Annotated in this window: 22 protein-coding genes and 2 pseudogenes; 10 read left to right on the plus strand and 14 right to left on the minus strand. The window is 39.1% G+C overall.

The genetic code is table 11. The features are described from left to right. Positions 1-66: 66 nt before the first annotated feature. A pseudogene (locus tag BkAM31D_RS24745) lies at positions 67-180 on the plus strand (TetR family transcriptional regulator); the annotation flags it as partial. A gap of 459 nt (positions 181-639) precedes the next feature. Further along, a complete protein-coding gene (locus tag BkAM31D_RS18240; RefSeq protein ID WP_066156923.1) occupies positions 640-1,710 on the plus strand; it encodes an NAD(P)/FAD-dependent oxidoreductase in 1,071 nt (356 codons plus the stop codon). 147 nt (positions 1,711-1,857) lie between these two features. On the opposite strand, the gene BkAM31D_RS18245 is transcribed toward BkAM31D_RS18240, so the two are convergent. Then, positions 1,858-2,433 (minus strand): hypothetical protein, encoded by a 576-nt coding sequence (locus BkAM31D_RS18245; protein WP_066156460.1) that lies wholly within the window; start codon positions 2,431-2,433, stop codon positions 1,858-1,860. Positions 2,434-2,589: 156 nt separating this feature from the next. Between BkAM31D_RS18245 and BkAM31D_RS18250 the strand changes: the two genes are divergently transcribed. Continuing rightward, positions 2,590-3,048, plus strand: a complete 459-nt coding sequence (locus BkAM31D_RS18250; RefSeq protein ID WP_066156463.1) for a hypothetical protein — start codon at positions 2,590-2,592, stop codon at positions 3,046-3,048. Between the two features lie 57 nt (positions 3,049-3,105). Here the strand turns inward: BkAM31D_RS18250 and BkAM31D_RS18255 are convergent, their stop codons facing one another. Beyond that, on the minus strand, positions 3,106-3,426 hold the full coding sequence (locus tag BkAM31D_RS18255) for a DUF1462 family protein (RefSeq protein WP_066156466.1): 321 nt from the start codon (positions 3,424-3,426) through the stop codon (positions 3,106-3,108). Positions 3,427-3,627: 201 nt separating this feature from the next. Between BkAM31D_RS18255 and BkAM31D_RS18260 the strand changes: the two genes are divergently transcribed. After that, positions 3,628-3,861 (plus strand): NifU family protein, encoded by a 234-nt coding sequence (locus BkAM31D_RS18260; RefSeq protein ID WP_066156469.1) that lies wholly within the window; start codon positions 3,628-3,630, stop codon positions 3,859-3,861. A gap of 61 nt (positions 3,862-3,922) precedes the next feature. On the opposite strand, the gene BkAM31D_RS18265 is transcribed toward BkAM31D_RS18260, so the two are convergent. The 5 genes from BkAM31D_RS18265 to yutH all read right to left on the minus strand — a co-directional run bounded on the left by BkAM31D_RS18265 (position 3,923) and on the right by yutH (position 8,899). Further along, entirely contained in the window at positions 3,923-4,153 is a 231-nt protein-coding gene (locus BkAM31D_RS18265; protein ID WP_066156472.1) for a transcriptional regulator SplA domain-containing protein, read from the minus strand. Positions 4,154-4,196: 43 nt separating this feature from the next. Further along, entirely contained in the window at positions 4,197-5,135 is a 939-nt protein-coding gene (gene thrB / locus BkAM31D_RS18270) for a homoserine kinase (RefSeq protein ID WP_066156474.1), read from the minus strand. Next, a complete protein-coding gene (gene thrC / locus BkAM31D_RS18275) occupies positions 5,132-6,196 on the minus strand; it encodes a threonine synthase (RefSeq protein ID WP_066156476.1) in 1,065 nt (354 codons plus the stop codon). The genes thrB and thrC overlap by 4 nt, the downstream gene beginning before the upstream one ends. 2 nt (positions 6,197-6,198) lie before the next feature. Then, positions 6,199-7,497 (minus strand): homoserine dehydrogenase, encoded by a 1,299-nt coding sequence (locus tag BkAM31D_RS18280; protein ID WP_235820499.1) that lies wholly within the window; start codon positions 7,495-7,497, stop codon positions 6,199-6,201. Positions 7,498-7,855: 358 nt separating this feature from the next. Continuing rightward, complete coding sequence (gene yutH / locus BkAM31D_RS18285; protein ID WP_066156479.1) at positions 7,856-8,899, minus strand: spore coat putative kinase YutH; 1,044 nt, start codon at positions 8,897-8,899, stop codon at positions 7,856-7,858. Between the two features lie 244 nt (positions 8,900-9,143). On the opposite strand from yutH, the gene BkAM31D_RS18290 reads away from it, so the two are divergent. Then, the gene (locus BkAM31D_RS18290) at positions 9,144-9,626 is read left to right on the plus strand and encodes a phosphatidylglycerophosphatase A family protein (protein WP_066156929.1); all 483 of its coding nucleotides are present in this window, start codon (positions 9,144-9,146) and stop codon (positions 9,624-9,626) included. 196 nt (positions 9,627-9,822) lie between these two features. Then, on the plus strand, positions 9,823-11,472 hold the full coding sequence (locus tag BkAM31D_RS18295) for a PAS domain S-box protein (RefSeq protein ID WP_257391590.1): 1,650 nt from the start codon (positions 9,823-9,825) through the stop codon (positions 11,470-11,472). A 31-nt stretch (positions 11,473-11,503) separates the two neighbouring features. Here the strand turns inward: BkAM31D_RS18295 and BkAM31D_RS18300 are convergent, their stop codons facing one another. Genes BkAM31D_RS18300 through BkAM31D_RS18310 form a run of 3 tightly spaced genes read right to left on the minus strand, consistent with a single transcriptional unit; the run spans position 11,504 to position 13,494 of the window. Continuing rightward, complete coding sequence (locus tag BkAM31D_RS18300; protein WP_066156485.1) at positions 11,504-12,271, minus strand: TIGR01457 family HAD-type hydrolase; 768 nt, start codon at positions 12,269-12,271, stop codon at positions 11,504-11,506. A 31-nt stretch (positions 12,272-12,302) separates the two neighbouring features. After that, positions 12,303-13,046 carry a helix-turn-helix transcriptional regulator gene (locus BkAM31D_RS18305; RefSeq protein WP_306807411.1) on the minus strand — a complete coding sequence of 248 codons (744 nt, stop codon included), beginning with the start codon at positions 13,044-13,046 and terminating at the stop codon, positions 12,303-12,305. Then, entirely contained in the window at positions 13,033-13,494 is a 462-nt protein-coding gene (locus BkAM31D_RS18310) for a DUF86 domain-containing protein (RefSeq protein ID WP_066156488.1), read from the minus strand. Before BkAM31D_RS18310 ends, BkAM31D_RS18305 begins: the two co-directional genes overlap by 14 nt. Before the next feature lie 133 nt (positions 13,495-13,627). Between BkAM31D_RS18310 and BkAM31D_RS18315 the strand changes: the two genes are divergently transcribed. Then, positions 13,628-13,894 (plus strand): DUF3055 domain-containing protein, encoded by a 267-nt coding sequence (locus tag BkAM31D_RS18315; RefSeq protein ID WP_066156489.1) that lies wholly within the window; start codon positions 13,628-13,630, stop codon positions 13,892-13,894. Positions 13,895-14,003: 109 nt separating this feature from the next. Next, positions 14,004-14,312, plus strand: coding sequence for a cytosolic protein (locus BkAM31D_RS18320; RefSeq protein ID WP_066156491.1), 309 nt, complete (start codon positions 14,004-14,006; stop codon positions 14,310-14,312). A 21-nt stretch (positions 14,313-14,333) separates the two neighbouring features. Here the strand turns inward: BkAM31D_RS18320 and BkAM31D_RS18325 are convergent, their stop codons facing one another. Further along, positions 14,334-14,633: a YutD family protein gene (locus BkAM31D_RS18325; protein ID WP_066156494.1), complete on the minus strand. Its 300-nt coding sequence runs from the start codon at positions 14,631-14,633 to the stop codon at positions 14,334-14,336. A gap of 136 nt (positions 14,634-14,769) precedes the next feature. On the opposite strand from BkAM31D_RS18325, the gene BkAM31D_RS18330 reads away from it, so the two are divergent. Then, positions 14,770-15,402 (plus strand): YhcN/YlaJ family sporulation lipoprotein, encoded by a 633-nt coding sequence (locus tag BkAM31D_RS18330; protein WP_066156496.1) that lies wholly within the window; start codon positions 14,770-14,772, stop codon positions 15,400-15,402. Positions 15,403-15,686: 284 nt separating this feature from the next. Here BkAM31D_RS18330 and lipA read toward each other — a convergent pair whose 3' ends face one another. Beyond that, positions 15,687-16,595, minus strand: a complete 909-nt coding sequence (gene lipA / locus BkAM31D_RS18335; RefSeq protein WP_066156498.1) for a lipoyl synthase — start codon at positions 16,593-16,595, stop codon at positions 15,687-15,689. Between the two features lie 280 nt (positions 16,596-16,875). On the opposite strand from lipA, the gene BkAM31D_RS18340 reads away from it, so the two are divergent. After that, entirely contained in the window at positions 16,876-17,889 is a 1,014-nt protein-coding gene (locus BkAM31D_RS18340) for a M23 family metallopeptidase (protein WP_066156500.1), read from the plus strand. 84 nt (positions 17,890-17,973) lie between these two features. Here the strand turns inward: BkAM31D_RS18340 and BkAM31D_RS18345 are convergent, their stop codons facing one another. After that, positions 17,974-18,081: a methionine/alanine import family NSS transporter small subunit gene (locus BkAM31D_RS18345; RefSeq protein WP_084372296.1), complete on the minus strand. Its 108-nt coding sequence runs from the start codon at positions 18,079-18,081 to the stop codon at positions 17,974-17,976. Continuing rightward, a pseudogene (locus tag BkAM31D_RS18350) lies at positions 18,081-19,612 on the minus strand (sodium-dependent transporter). Before BkAM31D_RS18350 ends, BkAM31D_RS18345 begins: the two are co-directional and overlap by 1 nt. Positions 19,613-19,807: the final 195 nt, after the last annotated feature.

Consider the following 19,807-nt stretch of genomic DNA (forward strand, 5'->3'; position numbering starts at 1 on the left):
GTTATTTTTCTTATTCCTCGTTATAATCAAAACTGACCAGGGTCACTTTTTGTTAGGAGATATGCGATGGATGAATTAGATAAGAAATCGAAAACAAAAGAACGAATTGAACAAGCTGCTTTGGCACTCTTTCGTGAAAAAGGCTTCTCTCGCACAACCGTTCAAGAGATAACGAATGCTGCGAACGTGGCCAAGGGGACTTTTTTTAATCATTTTCCTACGAAGGATTCAATCATGCAATCACTTGCAACCGAACGTTTACAAGCGGTTATGCCTTACATACGACAATCGCACTTTAAAAATAGACCACTATCAATTCGTTTACGATCCTATTTACAATTTATTTTAACCGACTTTGATCAATATCCATCTTTAACAATCGAAATGTGGAATCACGTTTTAAAAGAACAAACGATTCTTTTCACACATTGGCATGAACTGTTAGTAGATGCCAAAACTAAAGAGGAAGTTAAATCAACTGCCTCTGTTTTTACGTGGACTCATATCATTCATAGTTTGATCTCACATGGTATTCAATCGTTTGCTACTGAACCGACAAAGGCTCTTTTGCTTGAAAATGTAATGACTTTGGTCGACAGCAGTCTTGAAGCAATTATCGAAAAAAGGGGATATTCGCTTATGAAAAAGCTAGTAATTTTAGGTGGAGGGTACGGCGGTATGCGCGTATTACAGCGTCTTTTGCCTGAGGGACTACCAGAAGATGTTGAAATCACATTAATTGACCGTTTGCCTTATCACTGTTTAAAGACAGAATACTATGCGTTAGCAGCTGGAACCGCTGCAGACCATCATCTTCGTGTAGGCTTTCCTGAAGATGCTAGACTAACAATCAAATATGGCACCATTAAAAACGTTAACTTAGAAGAAAAAATGGTTGAACTCACAGAAGGAGATTTCATCCCTTACGATAAATTAATTATTGGTCTTGGCTGTGAAGATAAATATCACAATGTCCCTGGAGCTGCAGAGCACACTCACAGCATCCAAACAATGGATAATACAAGAAGAACGTATGAAACCCTTAATAATATTCGTCCGAATGGAGTCGTTTCCATTGTCGGAGCTGGGTTAAGTGGAGTTGAATTAGCAAGTGAATTAAGAGAAAGTCGTCCTGATTTAACGATAAAGCTTTTTGACCGTGGCGAGATTATTTTATCTATGTTCCCTCGTAAACTTAGCACATACGTACAAAATTGGTTTATCGATCATGGTGTAGATGTGATTAACAAATCAAATATTACCAAAGTAGAGGAAGGCATTCTCTATAATCACGACAAACCTATTGAATGTGATGCTATTATATGGACGGCAGGTGTTCAACCAGTTGAAGTCGTTCGTAACTTAAATGTTGAAAAGGACAATCAAGGTCGAGTCGTCTTAACACCACAACACTTCCTTCCAACCGACGAAGATGTATTTGTAGTTGGTGACTGTGCAAGCCTACCACATGCTCCAAGTGCTCAACTAGCAGAAGGACAAGCAGAACAGATTGTCACGATCTTGAAAAAACAATGGGCTGGTGAACCACTTCCGGAAGAACTGCCACGTATTAAGTTAAAGGGTGTTCTAGGTTCATTAGGGAAAAAGCATGGCTTCGGCTTAATGGGCGAACGAACTTTACTTGGTCGAGTTCCTCGAGTTCTTAAAAGCGGTGTTCTTTGGATGTATAAATATCATTCAGGTTCGTAATGAACCAACTTATTGAGATATAAGGGCTGTTTCAATAGTTCTACAGGTCACTGAAGAACCCACTTCTCTCAATGCTTTTGAAAAAAATGCAACGAGCAGGGGCGTCTCAAAAGGTCAAACTAGACCTTAGAGACGCCCCTTTTTCATTTATACTTCTACGAGCGAATAACCTTGATGCATTTGCTCTTCTCCACGATTCAAAAATAATAAAGCTTCCTTAAGTGCGGCCATAGCTTGATTGTAATTTCCTGCCTCCAGTAGATCTAATGATTCTGAAATTCTTACATGACTTTGTTCAATATCGTTCGTACCTCGCACAAAAAACATATGTGCTTCTTCAAAACGACTTGGCACATTTTCAAATTCACGTAAACTACTTGCATACAAATAGACAGAGTTATTTTCGCCACGCGCTTCGTCAATCCAGCTTTGGTTCTGTTCAAATTGAGATAAATGAACTTGTAGCCCTCTTAGAGCCGCATCAAACCGTGGCATAATTTGACCAATGTCTTCTACATATTCTTCATTCAACCCATCTTGATTTTCTAGAACTTCAACGGGGCGTGTTTGCTCACTTTGCACTTCTAAACCATTGATATCAGCAACTTCTTTCGTAAAAGGCCCCATAATAGATAAAAGTATTGTCATTACAAGTAGTCCATACCCAAAACTTGCAAGACCCATCTTCCACCGTTTTTTACTTCTATATCCTGGAATTTTCATAAAATGCTCACCTAACATGTATGTTTTTGTTTTAGTATTTCACTAACTTTAAGAGCTATTCTTTTTTTCTCTTTTTGAGTAAATTAGGCTAACCTTCCTAGTTAGTTGACCATATACTATTATGACTCTACACATAATTTAGGCGAGGTGCTTGCAATGAGTAATATGGTGTTCTATAAAGGACCAGGGAATCCCTCTAATAATAATATAAACAAGGTGATTGCAGAGATCAATCAACTTAAAAAAATCAATAATCAACCAGACCATAGTGCATTATTAAGTCAAATTGAATTTCTCATCTCTCAAAACTCAGAAGAAGCCATTCAACAATCTGTACAACCACATCTTGAAGAACTAGATAATATGATCATACAACTAAAATCTGAGCTTACTTCCTATGAAAGAAATACAAAGAAATTGATCCGAAAAGCTTCTACAAAAGCTGCAAAAAAAGCTGCAAGGAAAGCCGCTAAGAGAGCCGCTAAAAAAGCGAGAAAAACGACTGCCCATCAAATAAAAAAATCACTTAAAGCAACTACGACCTCTGAAGTATTCACGATCGACGAGATCGATGAATTTACCAATGATCAATCTTCTCCTGCTGATGAAAAGTAACGTCGAAAAGTAAAAAGCTGCTGACTACACCCCGTCAACAGCTTTTTTTCTTTCCCCTTACTCATTCGATGCGTGCTCAATTTTCTTGAAAACCTCTTTTAAATTAGGATTGCCCTCTGCAATGACCTCGTTTCCTAACACTACTAATGGATAAAAGAACTCATCTGCCTTTATTAATTCCGCATATTTGATGTGAACTTCTTTTTCTCCTGGAACATCGATATCTATGTACTCAAACTGAAAATCAAGCTCAGGGAACTTTCGCAGAACAGCAGCCTCAAGCCATTCCATCGTCTCTTTTGCACTAGGAAGGTGAATGCAACTCGCACATTTTTCTTCCGCTCCATAGACAGTTATTTTAAGATTATGCTCCTCCACCTCATGAACCACCTTTCTTCATTTCATTAGTCTTATTATATTATACTTACTCATAATTGGATATCGCTTAAGATTCATGTTCAAAGAATCCTGAAAAGCTCTTGCCAATTTTTCACTTCTACAAGCGCACAAAATCAAGCTTATTCATGGATTTTTTTTTGAAACACCATTATAATAGTAAGTAGAAAGGAGTTGTTTTAAATGGCTACTGAAATGGTTGAACAAGTTAGTGAAGTATTAGATAAGCTTCGTCCTTTCTTGCTACGTGATGGCGGGGATGTTGAACTCGTTGACGTAGAAGATGGCATTGTAAAAGTACGTCTTCTTGGCGCTTGTGGTTCATGCCCAAGTTCTACTATTACGTTAAAAGCAGGTATTGAACGAGCTCTACTTGAAGAAGTTCCTGGAGTAAAGGAAATCGAACAAGTATTTTAATTAAAACTTGGCCGCCTCTAGACTATAGGTCCAGAGGCGGCCTTTGTTTATTGCATCTACGCTACATATAAAATTGCTCAAAAGTCGCTTCAGCCTCTTCAAAGGATCTAAAAATAGCATCATCTGCTTCAATCGGGTGATAAAAGTCAAATAACAATAGTGAAAGCTCTGCAGGATTCATCGGATCTCTAGCAATCGTTGCTTCTTGAATGGTTGAAACCGTTTGTGTATGTGGATTTCGATAAATAATATACACTTGTTGTCCTTCCTCAAGCTGTTCTAAATCAAGCATGGCGGGCCCCCTTTTTTGTTGGTTTGCCCGCCATCTTTATAATCTATTCAACTGTTTGAGCTGATTGTTCTATTTGAGATAACCCTTTGGTCACTTGGATCCCTGATTTGGCTGGTTTCAAGACAGCCACTTCAAAATCAGGGAAATGACGTTGAAGTTTCTCTTGAATTTCCTCACCACGCTGAACAGGTGCTATACACAACATTGTTGGACCCGCTCCACTCAATGCTGCTCCGTAAGCAGAAGTTTCTTCCTGTACATAACGAATGACTTCTTCAAGGTGAGGAACGAGTTCGCGACGATACGGGTGATGAAACAAATCCTCGTTCATCATCTTACCTGCCACTTGCCAATTCCCTTGAAGCAAAGCGGCTACTAAGACATTGGCCACACTACTCGCTCGAACTGCTTGACGATAGGTCAATTCCGTTGGCAAAACGCCGCGTGCTTTTTTTGTCTTTAGTTCTTCAGAAGGAACGAGTAATACAAGATCGATTTCTGGAATTCCTCCGTATAAAACATCTGTAGCAGTTTCCGTATGCGTACCAATAACAAGACCCCCGTAGATAGAAGCGGCCACATTATCTGGGTGACCCTCCCATAAACTTGCAAAGCGAACTTTCTCCTCAACGGTAAGCGGTTCTCCCAGTAACTGATTCGCTAACTCAATACCAGCCACAATTGCAGCTGCACTACTTCCTAACCCGCGTGCTAATGGAATATCACTTGTCATCACGACATTACAAGGAGAGATTTCTTGACCAAGTTCTTTGGCTACATGAGCGGCTACTTGATAAATTAAGTTATCTTCTCCTGTTTCAATTCCTTGTAAATCAACGGATTCAGAAGTAAAAGTCCACTGATCTGAACGTGATACTTCTAATGTTAAAAAGCGATTCACTGCAAGCCCAACTGAATCAAAGCCAGGCCCTAAATTCGCAGAGCTTCCTGGAACCGTAATGAAAAAAGGTTCTAAGCTCATTGAGTGACACCGCCTTTAAGGTGTGCCAGGAAAGCTTCCTTATCATTCGGTAAAACGGTTGGTTTGACTGACACAGTATCAATAGCAGTATTAGGATCTTTTAGTCCATTTCCAGTTAGCACACAAACAACGGTAGAACCTTTTTTAATCTCACCTGAAGCAATTTGCTTTTTTAATCCAGCAAGTGAAGCGCAAGAAGCCGGTTCTGCAAATACACCTTCGCGATTAGCAAGCAATTGATAAGCTTCTAAAATTTCCTCGTCTGTCACAAAATCAATTGAACCGTTCGATTCTTCTTTTGCAGCTACTGCTTTCTCCCAACTAGCTGGATTCCCGATACGTATTGCCGTTGCAACCGTTTCTGGATCCTCAATTACTTCTCCACGAACAATAGCGGCAGCCCCTTCTGCTTCAAATCCACGCATTTCAGGTAAGCCCGTTCCTTTTTGCTCATGGTATTCTTTAAAGCCTTTCCAGTAAGCCGTAATGTTACCAGCATTTCCAACAGGAATGGCAAGAACATCAGGTGCTTTTCCTAATGCATCAACAATTTCAAATGCCGCTGTTTTTTGTCCTTCAATGCGATAAGGATTCACGGAGTTCACAAGCGTAATCGGCTCTGTTTCGCTAATTTCGCGAACGATATCTAATGCATTATCAAAATTCCCTTTAATCTCAATGACTTCTGCACCGTACATAACCGCTTGCGCAAGCTTCCCAAGTGCAATTTTCCCTTCTGGAATGACGACAACACATTTCAATCCAGCGCGCGTTCCATACGCTGCAGCCGCTGCTGATGTGTTACCAGTCGATGCACAAATGATCGCTTTACTTCCTTCTTCTTTTGCTTTAGCAACAGCCATAACCATCCCACGGTCTTTAAAAGATCCTGTCGGGTTTAGCCCTTCATATTTAACAAAGATGTTAACTCCCCACTCTTTTGAGATATGCTCGAGCTCAATTAATGGCGTGTTTCCTTCATGTAGAGTTAGTAATGGTGTTTCTTCTGTAACAGGTAAATATTCTTTATATTCTTGGATTAATCCTTTCCAACGACTCATTTCTAGCGTCCTCCTTCAACACGGTAACAGCTCTCGATCGATTCAATGACTTCAAGCTCAGATAATTTTTTATATAAGTTTTCATAGTTTTCTTTATTAGTATGATGAGTAATGACAATAACCTCTGCTACCTCATTCGCTTCAAGCGGGAGTTGTAAGAGTTTCTCAAAACTTACTCCATACTCAGCAAATAAACTTGTGACCGCTTGGAATGTACCAGCTTGATCGACTACTCTCAATCTCAAGAAATATTTTGAATCAATTTCATTTGCTTGCTTCATAACCCTTTGATGAAGTGGCTCTTGTACCGCTCTACCACACACACCTAAGCGCATATTTTTCATAACTGAAACGAGATCCGATACGACTGCAGTTGCTGTTGGCAATGACCCTGCACCTGGTCCGTAAAACATCGTTTCTCCAACCGCTTCACCGTACACATAAACGGCATTGTATTCATTGTGAACGGACGCTAATGGATGATCTTTCGGTAATAGAGTTGGCTCCACACTTACTTCCACTCGACCTTCATCACGCTTTGCCAGTCCAATAAGTTTCATTGTGTAGCCAAGCTGATCACAGTAGTCTAAATCTGTTTTCGTAACAGAGGAAATTCCTTTTACCGTAACATCATCTAGGCTTACATTCATTGAAAAGCCTAGAGTTGCGAGAATCGCCATTTTACGAGCTGCATCTAAACCTTCCACATCAGCTGTCGGATCACTTTCCGCAAAGCCTAGTTCTTGAGCTTGTGTTAATACTTCTTCATAAGAACTTCCGTTTTGTGTCATCTTTGTGAGAATGTAGTTTGTTGTTCCATTCACAATTCCCATCATTTTTGTGATGCGATCAGCTGAAAGACCATCGCTCAAACTTCTTAGAATAGGAATTCCCCCAGCCACACTCGCTTCATAATAGACGTCACAATTATGTTCCGCAGCGACCTTTAACAGCTCAGCTCCATAAATAGCCATTAAGTCTTTATTAGCTGTAACCACATGCTTTCCATTCCGAAGAGCAGTAAGCAAATGCTCTTTCGTCGTTTCTACTCCTCCCATCACTTCAATAATGACATCTATATCTTGATCAAAAAGAACATCTTCAATTTGATCCGTTACAACGGAGTCATCCAATTCAATATCTCGTTTTTTATCTAGATTACGTACGAGTACTTTTTTAATTGTTACAGGGCAGCCAACTTGATGACGCAATTCCTCTTGATGCCGGCTAATTATGGAAACGACACCCGTTCCTACTGTCCCCAAACCAAGTAAACCGATTCGAACTTCCTTTGCTGACATGCTCTCCACTCCTTTTCCCAACAATTCATGTATATCCAAAAAATACATTTGTTTATCTATAAAGGACATTATAGACCTCTTTTAAAGGATATACAATAGGTAAAACATAAAAATTCAGAAAAATTACGAAACAGTGAATTAATAGATATTTGTCGAAGCAATTCAGCTAATCTAATATTACAAGGAATCAGAAAAGATATCACTTATTTTTTATTATTTCATAAAAAACAGAATACTGTTTAAAATAAAAAAGAGTTGTTCAAAAGACCTCCTTCCCATCTTTTGAACAACTCTTATCTTTTTTAAAGCCTTGAGATCTAGTTTCATCCTTAGATCTTAAGGCTAATAGCAAACAATTCTATAACCAGTCGATCGGTGGAACTTGAGGTGAACCGACACCACGGCTCATCAATACATGTTCAGCAACCTCTCTTAAAAAGCGTTCATTCGCATGTTCTTGTTCAAGTATGTGTAAAAAGTGCTGTCCCCGTTTAATCTTTTCTTCTTTCAATTGGCTGCGATAGTAATCTTCAACCGCTTCAAAATAGTGAAGTGGGAATACAAGCCTAGCATACATTAACTTCCAAGAGTAGGAGGTCAACGTTTCGTAATTTTCATATCCACGGATAAACGAATCAACCTTTTCCCACGTAAATGGCTTCTCCGTCCAATGTTGATCTCGAATCCACTCTGCTACATCTCTGCATGGATGATCGTAAACAAATGATGTTGGTTTCTTTACAATGTCACCTGCTTCTGATAAGACTAACCACGTACGGTCATTAAAGCGCTGGTGACAAATCGTTGGTTTTTCTTGTTCCCGCCCTCGATCGTCTAAGGTCGCATCAACGACATATTGGATCGCATTTTCGGTTAATCCCATATAATACGGATAGGAAAATAAAAAAGCCTCATCAATATAAGATTGTGGACGTTCATATAATATCTGTTGATACCATCCTTCCAATTGTTCTAGTCTCTTCTCCCAGAGCTTAGGCCACTGCCCAAAATAATCGTATGTGTTCCTTTGATTATTTAATTGCTTGCCATAGTAATGAATCGTAGCGAGATGAGCCCCTTTCTCCTCTGCACTATCAAAACGAAAAAGAGCTTGCTGTTCTCGCTGTCCCACGCTCGGCAGTTGACATACATATACTTCTTGCCCTTCAATCAATCCAATTCTACGTTTATATTTCGTCATTAATGGTTCCAGAATCGAATTATCACCAATTTTGCGTAAGTAGTCTGTGAAAGCAAGCATTTCTTCTTCCTTTAACATGCACTCTTCTTTCGGTAAGATAATGTATGATTTGCCTCCTGATTCAAACGCTTCATAATCTCCGACTTGAAACCTTGACTCACAATATATTCCATACATATCATATAGATTTCGCTCGAACATTTACTCCCCTCCTAAGTACGCTCCTTTTTCTAGTCTATGACCCAAATGAATAAAATGTGTATAATCGCAGTAGACTAGTAGTAGCAACTTGAGAATGTAACATATAATATAAGTATAGTGCTGACACATTCTATTGATGTGATCAACAATGATCAGCTGCTACTGCAGTCTGATAATAGCCTTTCTGTCTTTATATTAAAGACAGATTGAGTCGTCGGAGGTGCTGCGTGTGACGGAAAGAAAAATGGATGAAGTCGAAACAAAAGCTAGGGAATGGCTAGTCGAACGTGGAGTGACATTAGACGATATTGCTGAGCTCGTCTATTTTTTACAAGTGAAATATCATCCAGATCTTCAACTGGATGTTTGCCTTGAGAATGTCGATAGAGTTATTCGCAAAAGGGAAGTACAAAATGCGATTATAACTGGAATTCAGCTTGATATCCTTGCCGAGAAAAAAATGCTTGATCAACCTTTACAGGATATTATTGATCGTGACGAGAGTTTATATGGAGTTGACGAAATTATTGCCTTATCCATTGTTAACGTATATGGCTCAATTGGTTTCACGAATTACGGGTATATCGATAAGCAAAAACCTGGTATATTAGAAAAACTTAACGACAAAGATTCTGGTGAATGCCATACTTTCCTAGATGACATCGTTGGGGCAATTGCCGCTGCAGCTTCTAGTCGCCTCGCTCATAGCGCGGCCAATACGGAATAATTGTTTTAGGATTTCAAATAGCACAAGGACCGAGGCACTGAGAGTATTTGTACTCTTCAGTAGCCTCTTTTTTGACTCTCTAGACCTTTTTTACCAAAAGATCTGCCACAAGCCTGAAGGTAACGATAAATTAACGACGAAGCATTCTTTTAATGTTATGATGAGATAATTAGGTAGGTACTTACTTGGGGGCAAAATGATGAACAAAAGAAAAAAAATTTTGGTTTATACCCTTCTCGCCATCTTATGGATTATAGGAACTGATTATTTAATTAATCAACTTTTCCTCGACCCACAAGTTTACTTAGTTGCAAATAAAATTAAAGCATTGCTTTTCATTGGATTTACAAGCTTTTTTATTTATTATGCCTTTGTAAAACGTGAAGAAAATGAAGCGGTTAAAGCAGAAAAAGAGAAGCTAGAAGCATTAATCAACTCAATGGTTGATTTTGTTAACTTTAAAGATGGAAAAGGACGTTGGACACAGGCTAATGACTTTGCTCTATCTTTGTTTCAAATTGAACATGTAGACTATGTAGGTAAAAAGGACTCTGAACTTGGAGCTTATAGTGAATTTTATAAAGATGTTTTTAATTACTGTGAAACCTCAGATGAGGAAGCTTGGAAAATCGGCAAAAAGTCAAGATGGATTGAAGTCGTTCCTATGCCTGATGGATCTACTAAAACATTCGACACGTTAAAGATTCCTCATTTTCATAAAGACGGTTCTCGTAAAGAGCTCGTAGTAGTCGGACGCGATATTACAGAACAAGTTAAAGCCGAACAAAAGCTAGAACAAAGCAAACAAAAGTATCAATCTCTGATTGAGTACAATCCAGAAGTCGTGTACATTTTAGATAAAAGTGGAAGAATTGTTGAACTCAACCCTAGATTTGAAGGACTTACAGGTTACGATGCGACTGAATTCATTGGAGATTCAATACTTCCATTAATTTCAGATGAAGATAGAGAAGAAACAATTCAGTTATTTTCAAATATTATAAAAAAGAAGAAACGAATTATTAATAAGGAGTTAACCATTATTCGTAAAGATGGTCAGAAACGGATATTAAGATGTACAGCCGTTCCAACGATCATTGAAAATGAGGTTGTAGGGGCCATTGGTTATGCACTCGACATTACAAAACAAAAGGAAACAGAAGAACGCCTACGAAAAACAGAAAAACTTTCTGTCGTCGGTGAACTTGCAGCTAGTGTCGCTCATGAGATCCGAAATCCATTAACTTCTATTAAAGGATTTATCCAGTTCATGCAAGCAAACGAGAGTAAAAGCAATAAATACTACGAAATCATTTTAGATGAATTAGAGCGCATTAACCAAATCTCCAGTGAACTGTTAGCACTAGGAAAACCGCGTGAAGTCCATTATGAAAAGTCAAATATGAATGACATCATGACGAGTGTCATGTGGTTATTGGAATCACAAGCTAACTTATACAATGTCGAAATTGATTTTGATCGGAACGAAGACCTTCCATTAATTGATTGTGAGCCTAATCAGTTAAAACAAGTTTTCATTAACGTAATTAAAAATTCAATTGAAGCCGATTCTACAAAAGTGAAAATTAATATTTCTTTCAAACAAGAAGACCTTATGCAAATCAAAATTCAGGATGATGGAAAAGGAATTAAACAAGAGCGAGTTGAGCGCTTGGGAGAACCTTTTTATTCGTCAAAAGAAAAAGGAACAGGTCTTGGCTTAACAGTCAGCTGCAATATTATCCAAGCACACCATGGGGAGATGCATTTCGATAGTGAACTTAATAAAGGGACGACCGTTACGATACTGCTCCCGGTTACAAAAGAAAGAGACTTTTCTATCTAATTCTGATTGAAAAGTCTCTTCTTCTTATTCGCTATTCAAATGTCCACTCCGCTAATGAATCAATCGCATGTGTCGGCTTCTCATCGTAAGAGTTAATATGTTCCTTGGTGGAAACACCCGTGTATACCATTAACGTATCCATTCCCGCTCTGATTCCTGCCAGAATGTCTGTATGATAATTATCGCCAATCATCAATGTTTCCTCTTTTGATAATCCGATCACTTCTAAAGCTTGTTCAACAATGATGGATTCGGGCTTCCCAATAAATGTTGGTGTAACACCTGTTGTTACCGATAAGACGGAAATCAACGATCCAGCACCAGGTAATAGGCCACGCTCAGTCGGTAAAGCAACGTCACCGTTTGTGGCAATAAACGTTGCCCCTGCACGGATATTTAACGCTGCTTTGGCTAACTTTTCATAGTTTATTGAACGATCGAGTCCCATCACGACAAACTCTGCATCTTCTTCAACAATTTCATGCCCTTCTTGCTCTAACGCAAATTTCAATCCTTCTTCCCCAATCATACAAACACGTGCATTCTTTTTGAGGTCTGAAATGTACGTAGCGGTAGCCATACTTGTCGTAAATACATGTTCCGTTGTTGCTGGTACATCCATTTCACGTAGGTGCTTAGCGACGTCTTCTGGACGTTTTGTTGAATTATTGGTTACGAATAAATAAGGCAACTCTCTTCTTTCAAGTTCTTTCACAAACTCAACAGCTGCATCAATTTTTTCACTTCCACGATAAACAGTTCCATCTAAATCAATTAAAAATCCTTTGTATCCCTTCATACTTACCCTCTTCTCTTATGTTACAGGAAGCTCAATGCTTTCTTGCTTGAGTATCCTCTAGTTCTTTTACTTTATAAACGCAACATGACGTATTTTCTTTTGCAATACATGACTGTCTCTCAACATGCTCTGTGTTTAATAATTTCTTAAAGAGCTGTTGCTCACACGTACAGGCAATCGGGTACTCCTTTGCCACTTGAGCAATGGGGCAATTATATTCAATGAACTCATAAGACCCATCGTCTGTTTGACGATATTCGACCATATAGCCGCCTTCGCTCTGTAGTCGAGCTAACGCCTTAACTCGTTCATGAAATGATCCTTTCATTTCATTTTCATACTTTTGAAAGAGACGATCTTTTCGTTGGTGAAAGAGTTGATCAACGATTTCATTTCCACTAATTTCAACAAGATCTCGAAGCATTCCAAGCGATAGCTCATTATAATTGCGGGGGAAAGATTCACTGCCTTTTTCAGTCAAATAATATCTATGAATAGGTCTGCCCATCGCTTGTTTCTCTAATCTCGATGTAATCAACCCATCTTTTTCTAGTTCTCTTAAATGTCTGCGAACTGCCATTTCTGTTACGTCAAGTTCCGTTGCTATTGCCGAAACGGTTAACTCTTGATTACGTTTTAACAAAGTTAAAATCACTTGACGTGTAGAGGTCGTCTCTTTTTTCACAACGATCACCATCCTTATCCCCCATTGTATGCGATGATCATCAAATTTCAAAATAATGTCACTTAAGAAAAGCTTATTATTTTTTTCCAAGCTCCTCTTTATTAGGAAGAAAGGCACTTACCGGTCCCAATTCCTCTACTAAATAACGCCTAATGTCTAGAGGAAATTGCTGGATCGCACTTTGATGAGCCGTAAATTGCTCAAGTAGCGTTGAATGGTTTACTTCAGAATAGTTTTGTACCAATTGCTTTCTTAACTCAACAATACTCTTTAGTGCTGTTGCATTCTCTGGATTTAGAACCTTTTCATCCTCTAAAATATCGATAATATCAGTGTATCCACCTGGATCCCTCATAATAAACCCATCAATCATACTATTACCAACATCAATGATAGATTCAATCATTACATAAGCAATTCGTTCAAGAGCAAGTTTATCTGGTAACTGCTCCACTTTTGTGAAAGTTTGTAGTTCCTTTTCTAATGTTTCCATATAAACAAGTGTTTGTTCAATTTTCTCACGATCTACAAAGTACATAATGGTCCCTCCACATTCTTCAACTTCCTATATGTTTAGTATACAACATATTCGATCGCTAAGTCGCACCGTTTATTCCTCCTCTGCTTCATGGTATGATGAACATACAATTGGAATGAGAGGGGACGAAACAATGTCCGAACGCTTTTACTTATATGATGATATGGAAGAAACACGTACACGCTTTGTAAGCTTTATGGGGGAGCACCAACGGTTTGACCTTGCGATCGTTACGTCTGCAAGGTATTACGGCAAACAACTTGTACTGGATGTACAATCAAACCGCTTTGCTATTATTGGTGCCGATGACTTAGAAGAACCTGGTTACTTAGAACACGCTTACAATCTCTCGGCCGAAGAAGCCGAGGAACTGCGCTCGTTCTTACATGAGATCGTTTAAGTGACATTAAAAGGCCGCTTAGCGGTCTTTTTTTATACCCTTGCCCATTAGAAAAGCATAAAGTAAAAATCAATGATTACGGACATACTAGCCGTAGGAGGTGTTTCTAATGGAAAAGCGATCTGGTAATCGTGATAAAGAAGAACAAGTGTACACTGATTTTTCCAATGTTGAGTCTCAGCGAAATTTCCTTACAGCCGAAGACTTTCCCGAGGGTCCTTATGGTTCACCTATTAACAAAGATAAACCTGTTGAAAACAAGAGTACTCCTTGGCGAGAAGGCCAACGTTATTACAGTGCCTTTAACTATGAGTTTAAATCTTTGCACCAAAACTTGCCACGGCAATTTCCTGGAGCACACCCGACTCATGACGACCCTGATAAAAATGAGGAACCCCCTTATACAACCAATGATTAACGCATAGGAAAAGCTCCCTAGTTAAGAACTAGGAAGCTTTTCTTTTTCTTCTTTTACTCGTTTTATCACAAAATAAGCACAACCAAAATTACAATACTCATATAAATAATCGGGTAATGTACTTATTTTCGTATCATGTGTTGATTTCTTGTGACGGTCTTCAAAAAAGCCCTTCAGCCTTAACTGATTATAGCCCCAATCTCCAACGATGTAATCATATTTATTTAATACGTCAGAGAAGCGAGCTTTAAAAGCTTCTTCATCCCAACCGTTCCTGACTTCTTCAACAAGTTCATATTGCATCCCTTGAATGCGAACCATCTGGCTCACCTCTCCATTTTAGCTTACCTTATTATACCACATCTGTGTTCAGACAACAGCATTTCCTCGAGACTCCATCATTTTCTAGCTGTAAAATTCGTTACTTTGGTGATTCTTATAGTAGGGAGGTTTGATTATGATAAAAAAATCACTACTTGTTGCCGGCCTTTGTGGACTGATGCTTTCCACAGGGTGTCAAATGCCAGAACAAGGTCAATCATTGCAGCGTACCGCCAACTATGATAGCCATCAGCCAAATGCTGGACATTATCCGATTAATCGTGCCACCCAAACCGAAAACTACACTCATTTTGGGTATCAACGGTATGACCGTGAGCATGTGAACAACAATGGACGTCAAGACGTGATTCCAGTTGTTGATCGTAGCTTATTAGCGGATGCTGTGACGAGAATGGTTTTAACGAATGATGTTGTGAGTGAAGCTGGAACATTAGTGACAGACAAATATGTACTGGTTGCTTATGATGCGCAAGCTGATAATCGTGAGTTTGTTGCAGACCAGGTGAAACGTAGTGCGTTATCAATTGTTCCTCGTTACTATGAAGTCTATATTACGGATGACACCGATCATTTCGATGAAATTGAGCGATTCCAGAACTTGTCCTCTGAAGCGGACGGAATGACAGGGGCTCTTGAACAAACCATTGAAGAAATGAAAGGAAATACACCACAAGGTGAGTATAACGAAGACACTGATGATAATATCGAAATCATGGAACATAAAACGAGACGTTTAATGGATCGCTAAAAAGGAGCCTAAGAGGCTCCTTTTGCATGCTCGCTATTTCAACCAATAACCTCAAAAGAAAAGCACTTTTGAATGAAAAGAAGGATAGCGAGAAGTGCGCTCGCTATTTCAACCAATAACCTCAAAAGAAAAGCACTTTTGAATGAAAAGAAGGATAGCGAGAAGTGCGCTCGCTATTTCAACCAATAACCTCAAAAGAAAAGCACTTTTGAATGAAAAGAAGGATAGCGAGAAGTGCGCTCGCTATTTCAACCAATAACCTCAAAAGAAAAGCACTTTTGAGGTTATTGGTTTGTTACTTTCTTCGCTTCTGCTCTTACTTGTGCTTCGTTTACTTGTTCGTCAGCGTGGTAAGATGAGCGGACAAGCGGGCCTGCTTCACAGTGGCTAAAGCCTTTGCTTAGGGCGATTTCTTTTAGTTCGTTGAATTCATCTGGGTGGTAATACTTTTGCACTTTTAGGTGCTTTTTCGTTGGTTGTAAGTATTGCCCGATTGTCATGATGTCAACATCTGCAGCACGTAGGTCATCCATTGTTTCAATGATTTCTTCTTTTGTTTCCCCTAAACCGATCATTAAGCTCGATTTCGTTGGGATGTCTGGATGTAACTCTTTAGCTCGGCGTAAAAACTCTAGTGTACGCTCATATGTAGCACGCGCACGAACTCTTGGAGTTAAACGGCGAACCGTTTCAATATTGTGATTCATAATGTTCGGACGAGCATCCATTAACGTTTTAAGGTTATCAAAGCTTCCTAACATATCTGAAGGTAATACTTCAATTGTACAGAATGGGCTGCGACGTCTCACCGCACGAACCGTCTCAGCAAATACACCTGACCCACCATCCTTCAGGTCATCACGGGCAACAGCGGTAATGACAACATGCTTAAGCCCCATAGTCTCAACGGAATCAGCTACACGTTCTGGTTCTTGAAGATCTAGCTCATTTGGCAAACCTGTCTTCACAGCACAAAAACGACATGCACGTGTACACACATCACCTAGAATCATAAAGGTCGCTGTTTTTCTTACTGCCCAACATTCGTGAATATTAGGACAGCGCGCCTCTTCACATACAGTATGAAGGTTTTTCTCTCTCATCATCTTTTTTAAGCCTGTGTATGATTCATTCGTGTTCAATTTTATTTTAAGCCATTCAGGCTTGCGTAAATGCTCTTCTTTCTTTGACATACAAATTACACCATCCAATCGTGAACTTTGCAACAACTTGCCTTTAAACAAGTTTCACAAGCGCTTATAGATTGTTCAAAAGGTGAGAACGGACCTTTGACCAACCGCCAACAAAATTTCTCACTACTACTTTATCATGATTCTAAGAAAATAACCAAGTGGGCGCTCAAAATTTCCAATGATTCTCTTCATTTTTTTTCGGTTTTTTCCCCACAATATATAAGGAGTAAACAGGAAGGGAAAATCACGGAAAGATTGTAACTTTAGAAAGGAGCCTACGATGGGATTTAGAAAAATCGTCTTACTAGCACTTATTGTTGTGTTTGTTTCTCTTCCAGTAGTGACTTATGCTGCTGATTTAAAAGAAGATCTCACCGCAGAACAAATTTATGAGAAACGAATGGATTTATATAAAAAGTATGAAGCTGTTACAAACATTCCTTGGCAATATCTCGCTGCTGTTGATACGTATGAACGAGGAATTAGACGCGCTCTTAAAGATCGTCCTAAAGAAGAAGGGTTTATTTCCATTTACTACACAGAAGATGAATGGGCTGGTAATTTCAACCCTAACAAACAAGATACGCACCCTCTATCCATTCAGATGTTTGGAGGTGTTGGAATGGATGGAGACGGAGATGGGTTAGCGGAACGTACAAATGACGAAGACGTCCTTTATACATTAGCTCACAGTCTTGAACAATTTGGAACAAATGAAGAAGATTTTCGCATTGCCCTTTGGGAAAAATACAAACGAGATCAATCCGTTCGTATCATTCATGGTCATGCGCTTGTATATGAGAAGTTCGACAGATTGGACTTAAATGAACATGCCTTTCCGATGCCTCTTAACTATAACTATAGCTACAAAAACACATGGGGCGATAGACGTGGTTGGGGTGGCCGTCGGATTCATGAAGGAACAGATATATTCGCCGGGTATAACGTACCGATACGAGCAACAGCCTATGGCCGTGTGGAAATTAAAGGATGGAACAAATACGGCGGATGGCGTATTGGCATTCGAGATTTAGATAACATCTATCATTATTATGCACACTTAAGCGGTTTTGAAAAAGGAATTGAAGAAGGCAGTATTGTCGCTCCTGGAGATGTGATTGGATATTGCGGAAGTTCAGGTTACGGCAAACCTGGAACTCAAGGAAAATTCCCTCCACATTTACACTATGGAATGTACCGAGATAACGGCCGTATTGAATGGTCCTTTGATCCATATCCTTCGTTAAAACAATGGGAAAGAAAAGCCTATCAAGAACGAAGAAAGAAGAGATAATTTTCAGGAAAGCGGTAAAAAAGTCAAATCATCCAATTGCTTCTTATAAAAAGGAAAAGCCCGTGACATCACGGGCTTTGATTATTATTTTTTTGATCTTGCTACTCTAACAGCATTGGCAATACTAAGTGCCATGCCTCCCCAAATGATAATCATCCCAACAATCATCATAACAATTGCACTTGTGCTCATTATTGTCCAACTCCTGTCTCTTGATCTTCAGAACTTCTTTGTTCATTCTTTTGCCACTTTAAAGCTGCGAAAATAAAACCGATAACAATTGCTCCAATTGCTACACCCCAGCCTGAGTAAAGCAAAAAGGATGTTGGGTACCCTTCATAATTGCTTGTTAGATTTTCAATTGTGTTCTGTACAAACATATACCCAAGAACAACTGGTGTAATGACACCTAAGCATACTTTCCACCACAATCCAGTACGGAAGTCCGAAACCCCATTTGCATGGCTTTGTAATTCAGGCAATTTCTTCATGAACCATGCAACAGCTAAAACGGAAACCAATCCTGCTAATGCTACACCAAACTGGTTAATAAAGTAATCGGCTGCATCTAGGAAGAATAGACCTCCTTGCGTTGCATACACAAGTGAGATTAATGCTGATAGTCCGCCTCCAATTAAAACAGCTTTTGTACGCGATACGTTAAACTTATCTTGGAAAGCTGATACGAACGTTTCAACAATTGAAATTAGTGACGATAGTCCAGCTAATACTAATGATCCAAAGAATAGCACACCGAAGAATCCATTCATTCCAGGGAACGTATTAATGATTTCAGGGAAGACGACGAATGCTAGTCCAATTCCAGCGCTTGCCACTTCACTTACTCCTACTCCTGAAGCATTGGCCATGAAACCAATTGCCGCAAATACCCCGATCCCAGCTAAAAGTTCAAAGCTCGAGTTACTAAAACCTGTAATAAAAGCATTATTGTTAATATCTGCTTTCTTAGATAAATAACTTGAGTACGTAATCATAATGGCAAAACCAATTGATAAACTAAAGAAAATTTGTCCATACGCGGCTACCCATACACCAGGTGTCATGATCTCAGACCAATTTGGCTTGAAAAACGCATCTAATCCAAGCATTGCTCCTTCTAACGTAACAGCTCGTATAACAATTAATAAGAACATAATGACTAATAACGGAATAAAAATGCGGTTTGCGACTTCTATGCCTCGCTTAACGCCTTTAAATAATACTCCTAGTGTAATGACCCAAACTAATACTAATGGAATAAAGACACCTGGTACAATTGAACCTAAATCTCCTGGTGTTCCACCTGAAACAATATCGACACGCTGCAAGTAATCCCCATTAAGAAACCACCCGTGTCATCACCCCAACGCTGATTCACAGCAAAATAAGTGTACGACATCGCCCAAGCAATGATGACAGCATAGTAAGTCGCAATAACAAAGGAAATCGCCACTTGCCACCAACCAATCCACTCTGCTTTTTTGCTCAAACGAGAATATGTTAACGGAGATGAACCACGATATTTATGACCAAGCGTAAATTCCATAATTAATAATGGAATCCCTGCTGTTAATAACGCAAATAAGTATGGTAAGAAAAACGCTCCTCCTCCATTTTCATAGGCCACATAAGGAAAACGCCAAATGTTTCCCAATCCTACTGCAGAACCGATGGCAGCTAAAATAAAACCTGCTCGTGTTCCCCATTGCTCTCTTCCATTCATGTTGTTTCTCCTCTCTTTTTCCCTTTTGTCAAAATTATCCGAAAATAAGAAGCGTATGACTTAATCTTTATTTGAAAGGTTGTCCCTACAAATACTAGCGTCTTAATATTTTGAAAATGTTCTGACTATTCGTTATTGAATTATAATAATTTCGTCGATTTTTGTCAACTACTTATAAAGAATTTTCCGAAATTT

It is taken from the genome of Halalkalibacter krulwichiae, assembly GCF_002109385.1.
GTDB classification, from domain to species: domain Bacteria; phylum Bacillota; class Bacilli; order Bacillales; family Bacillaceae_D; genus Halalkalibacter; species Halalkalibacter krulwichiae.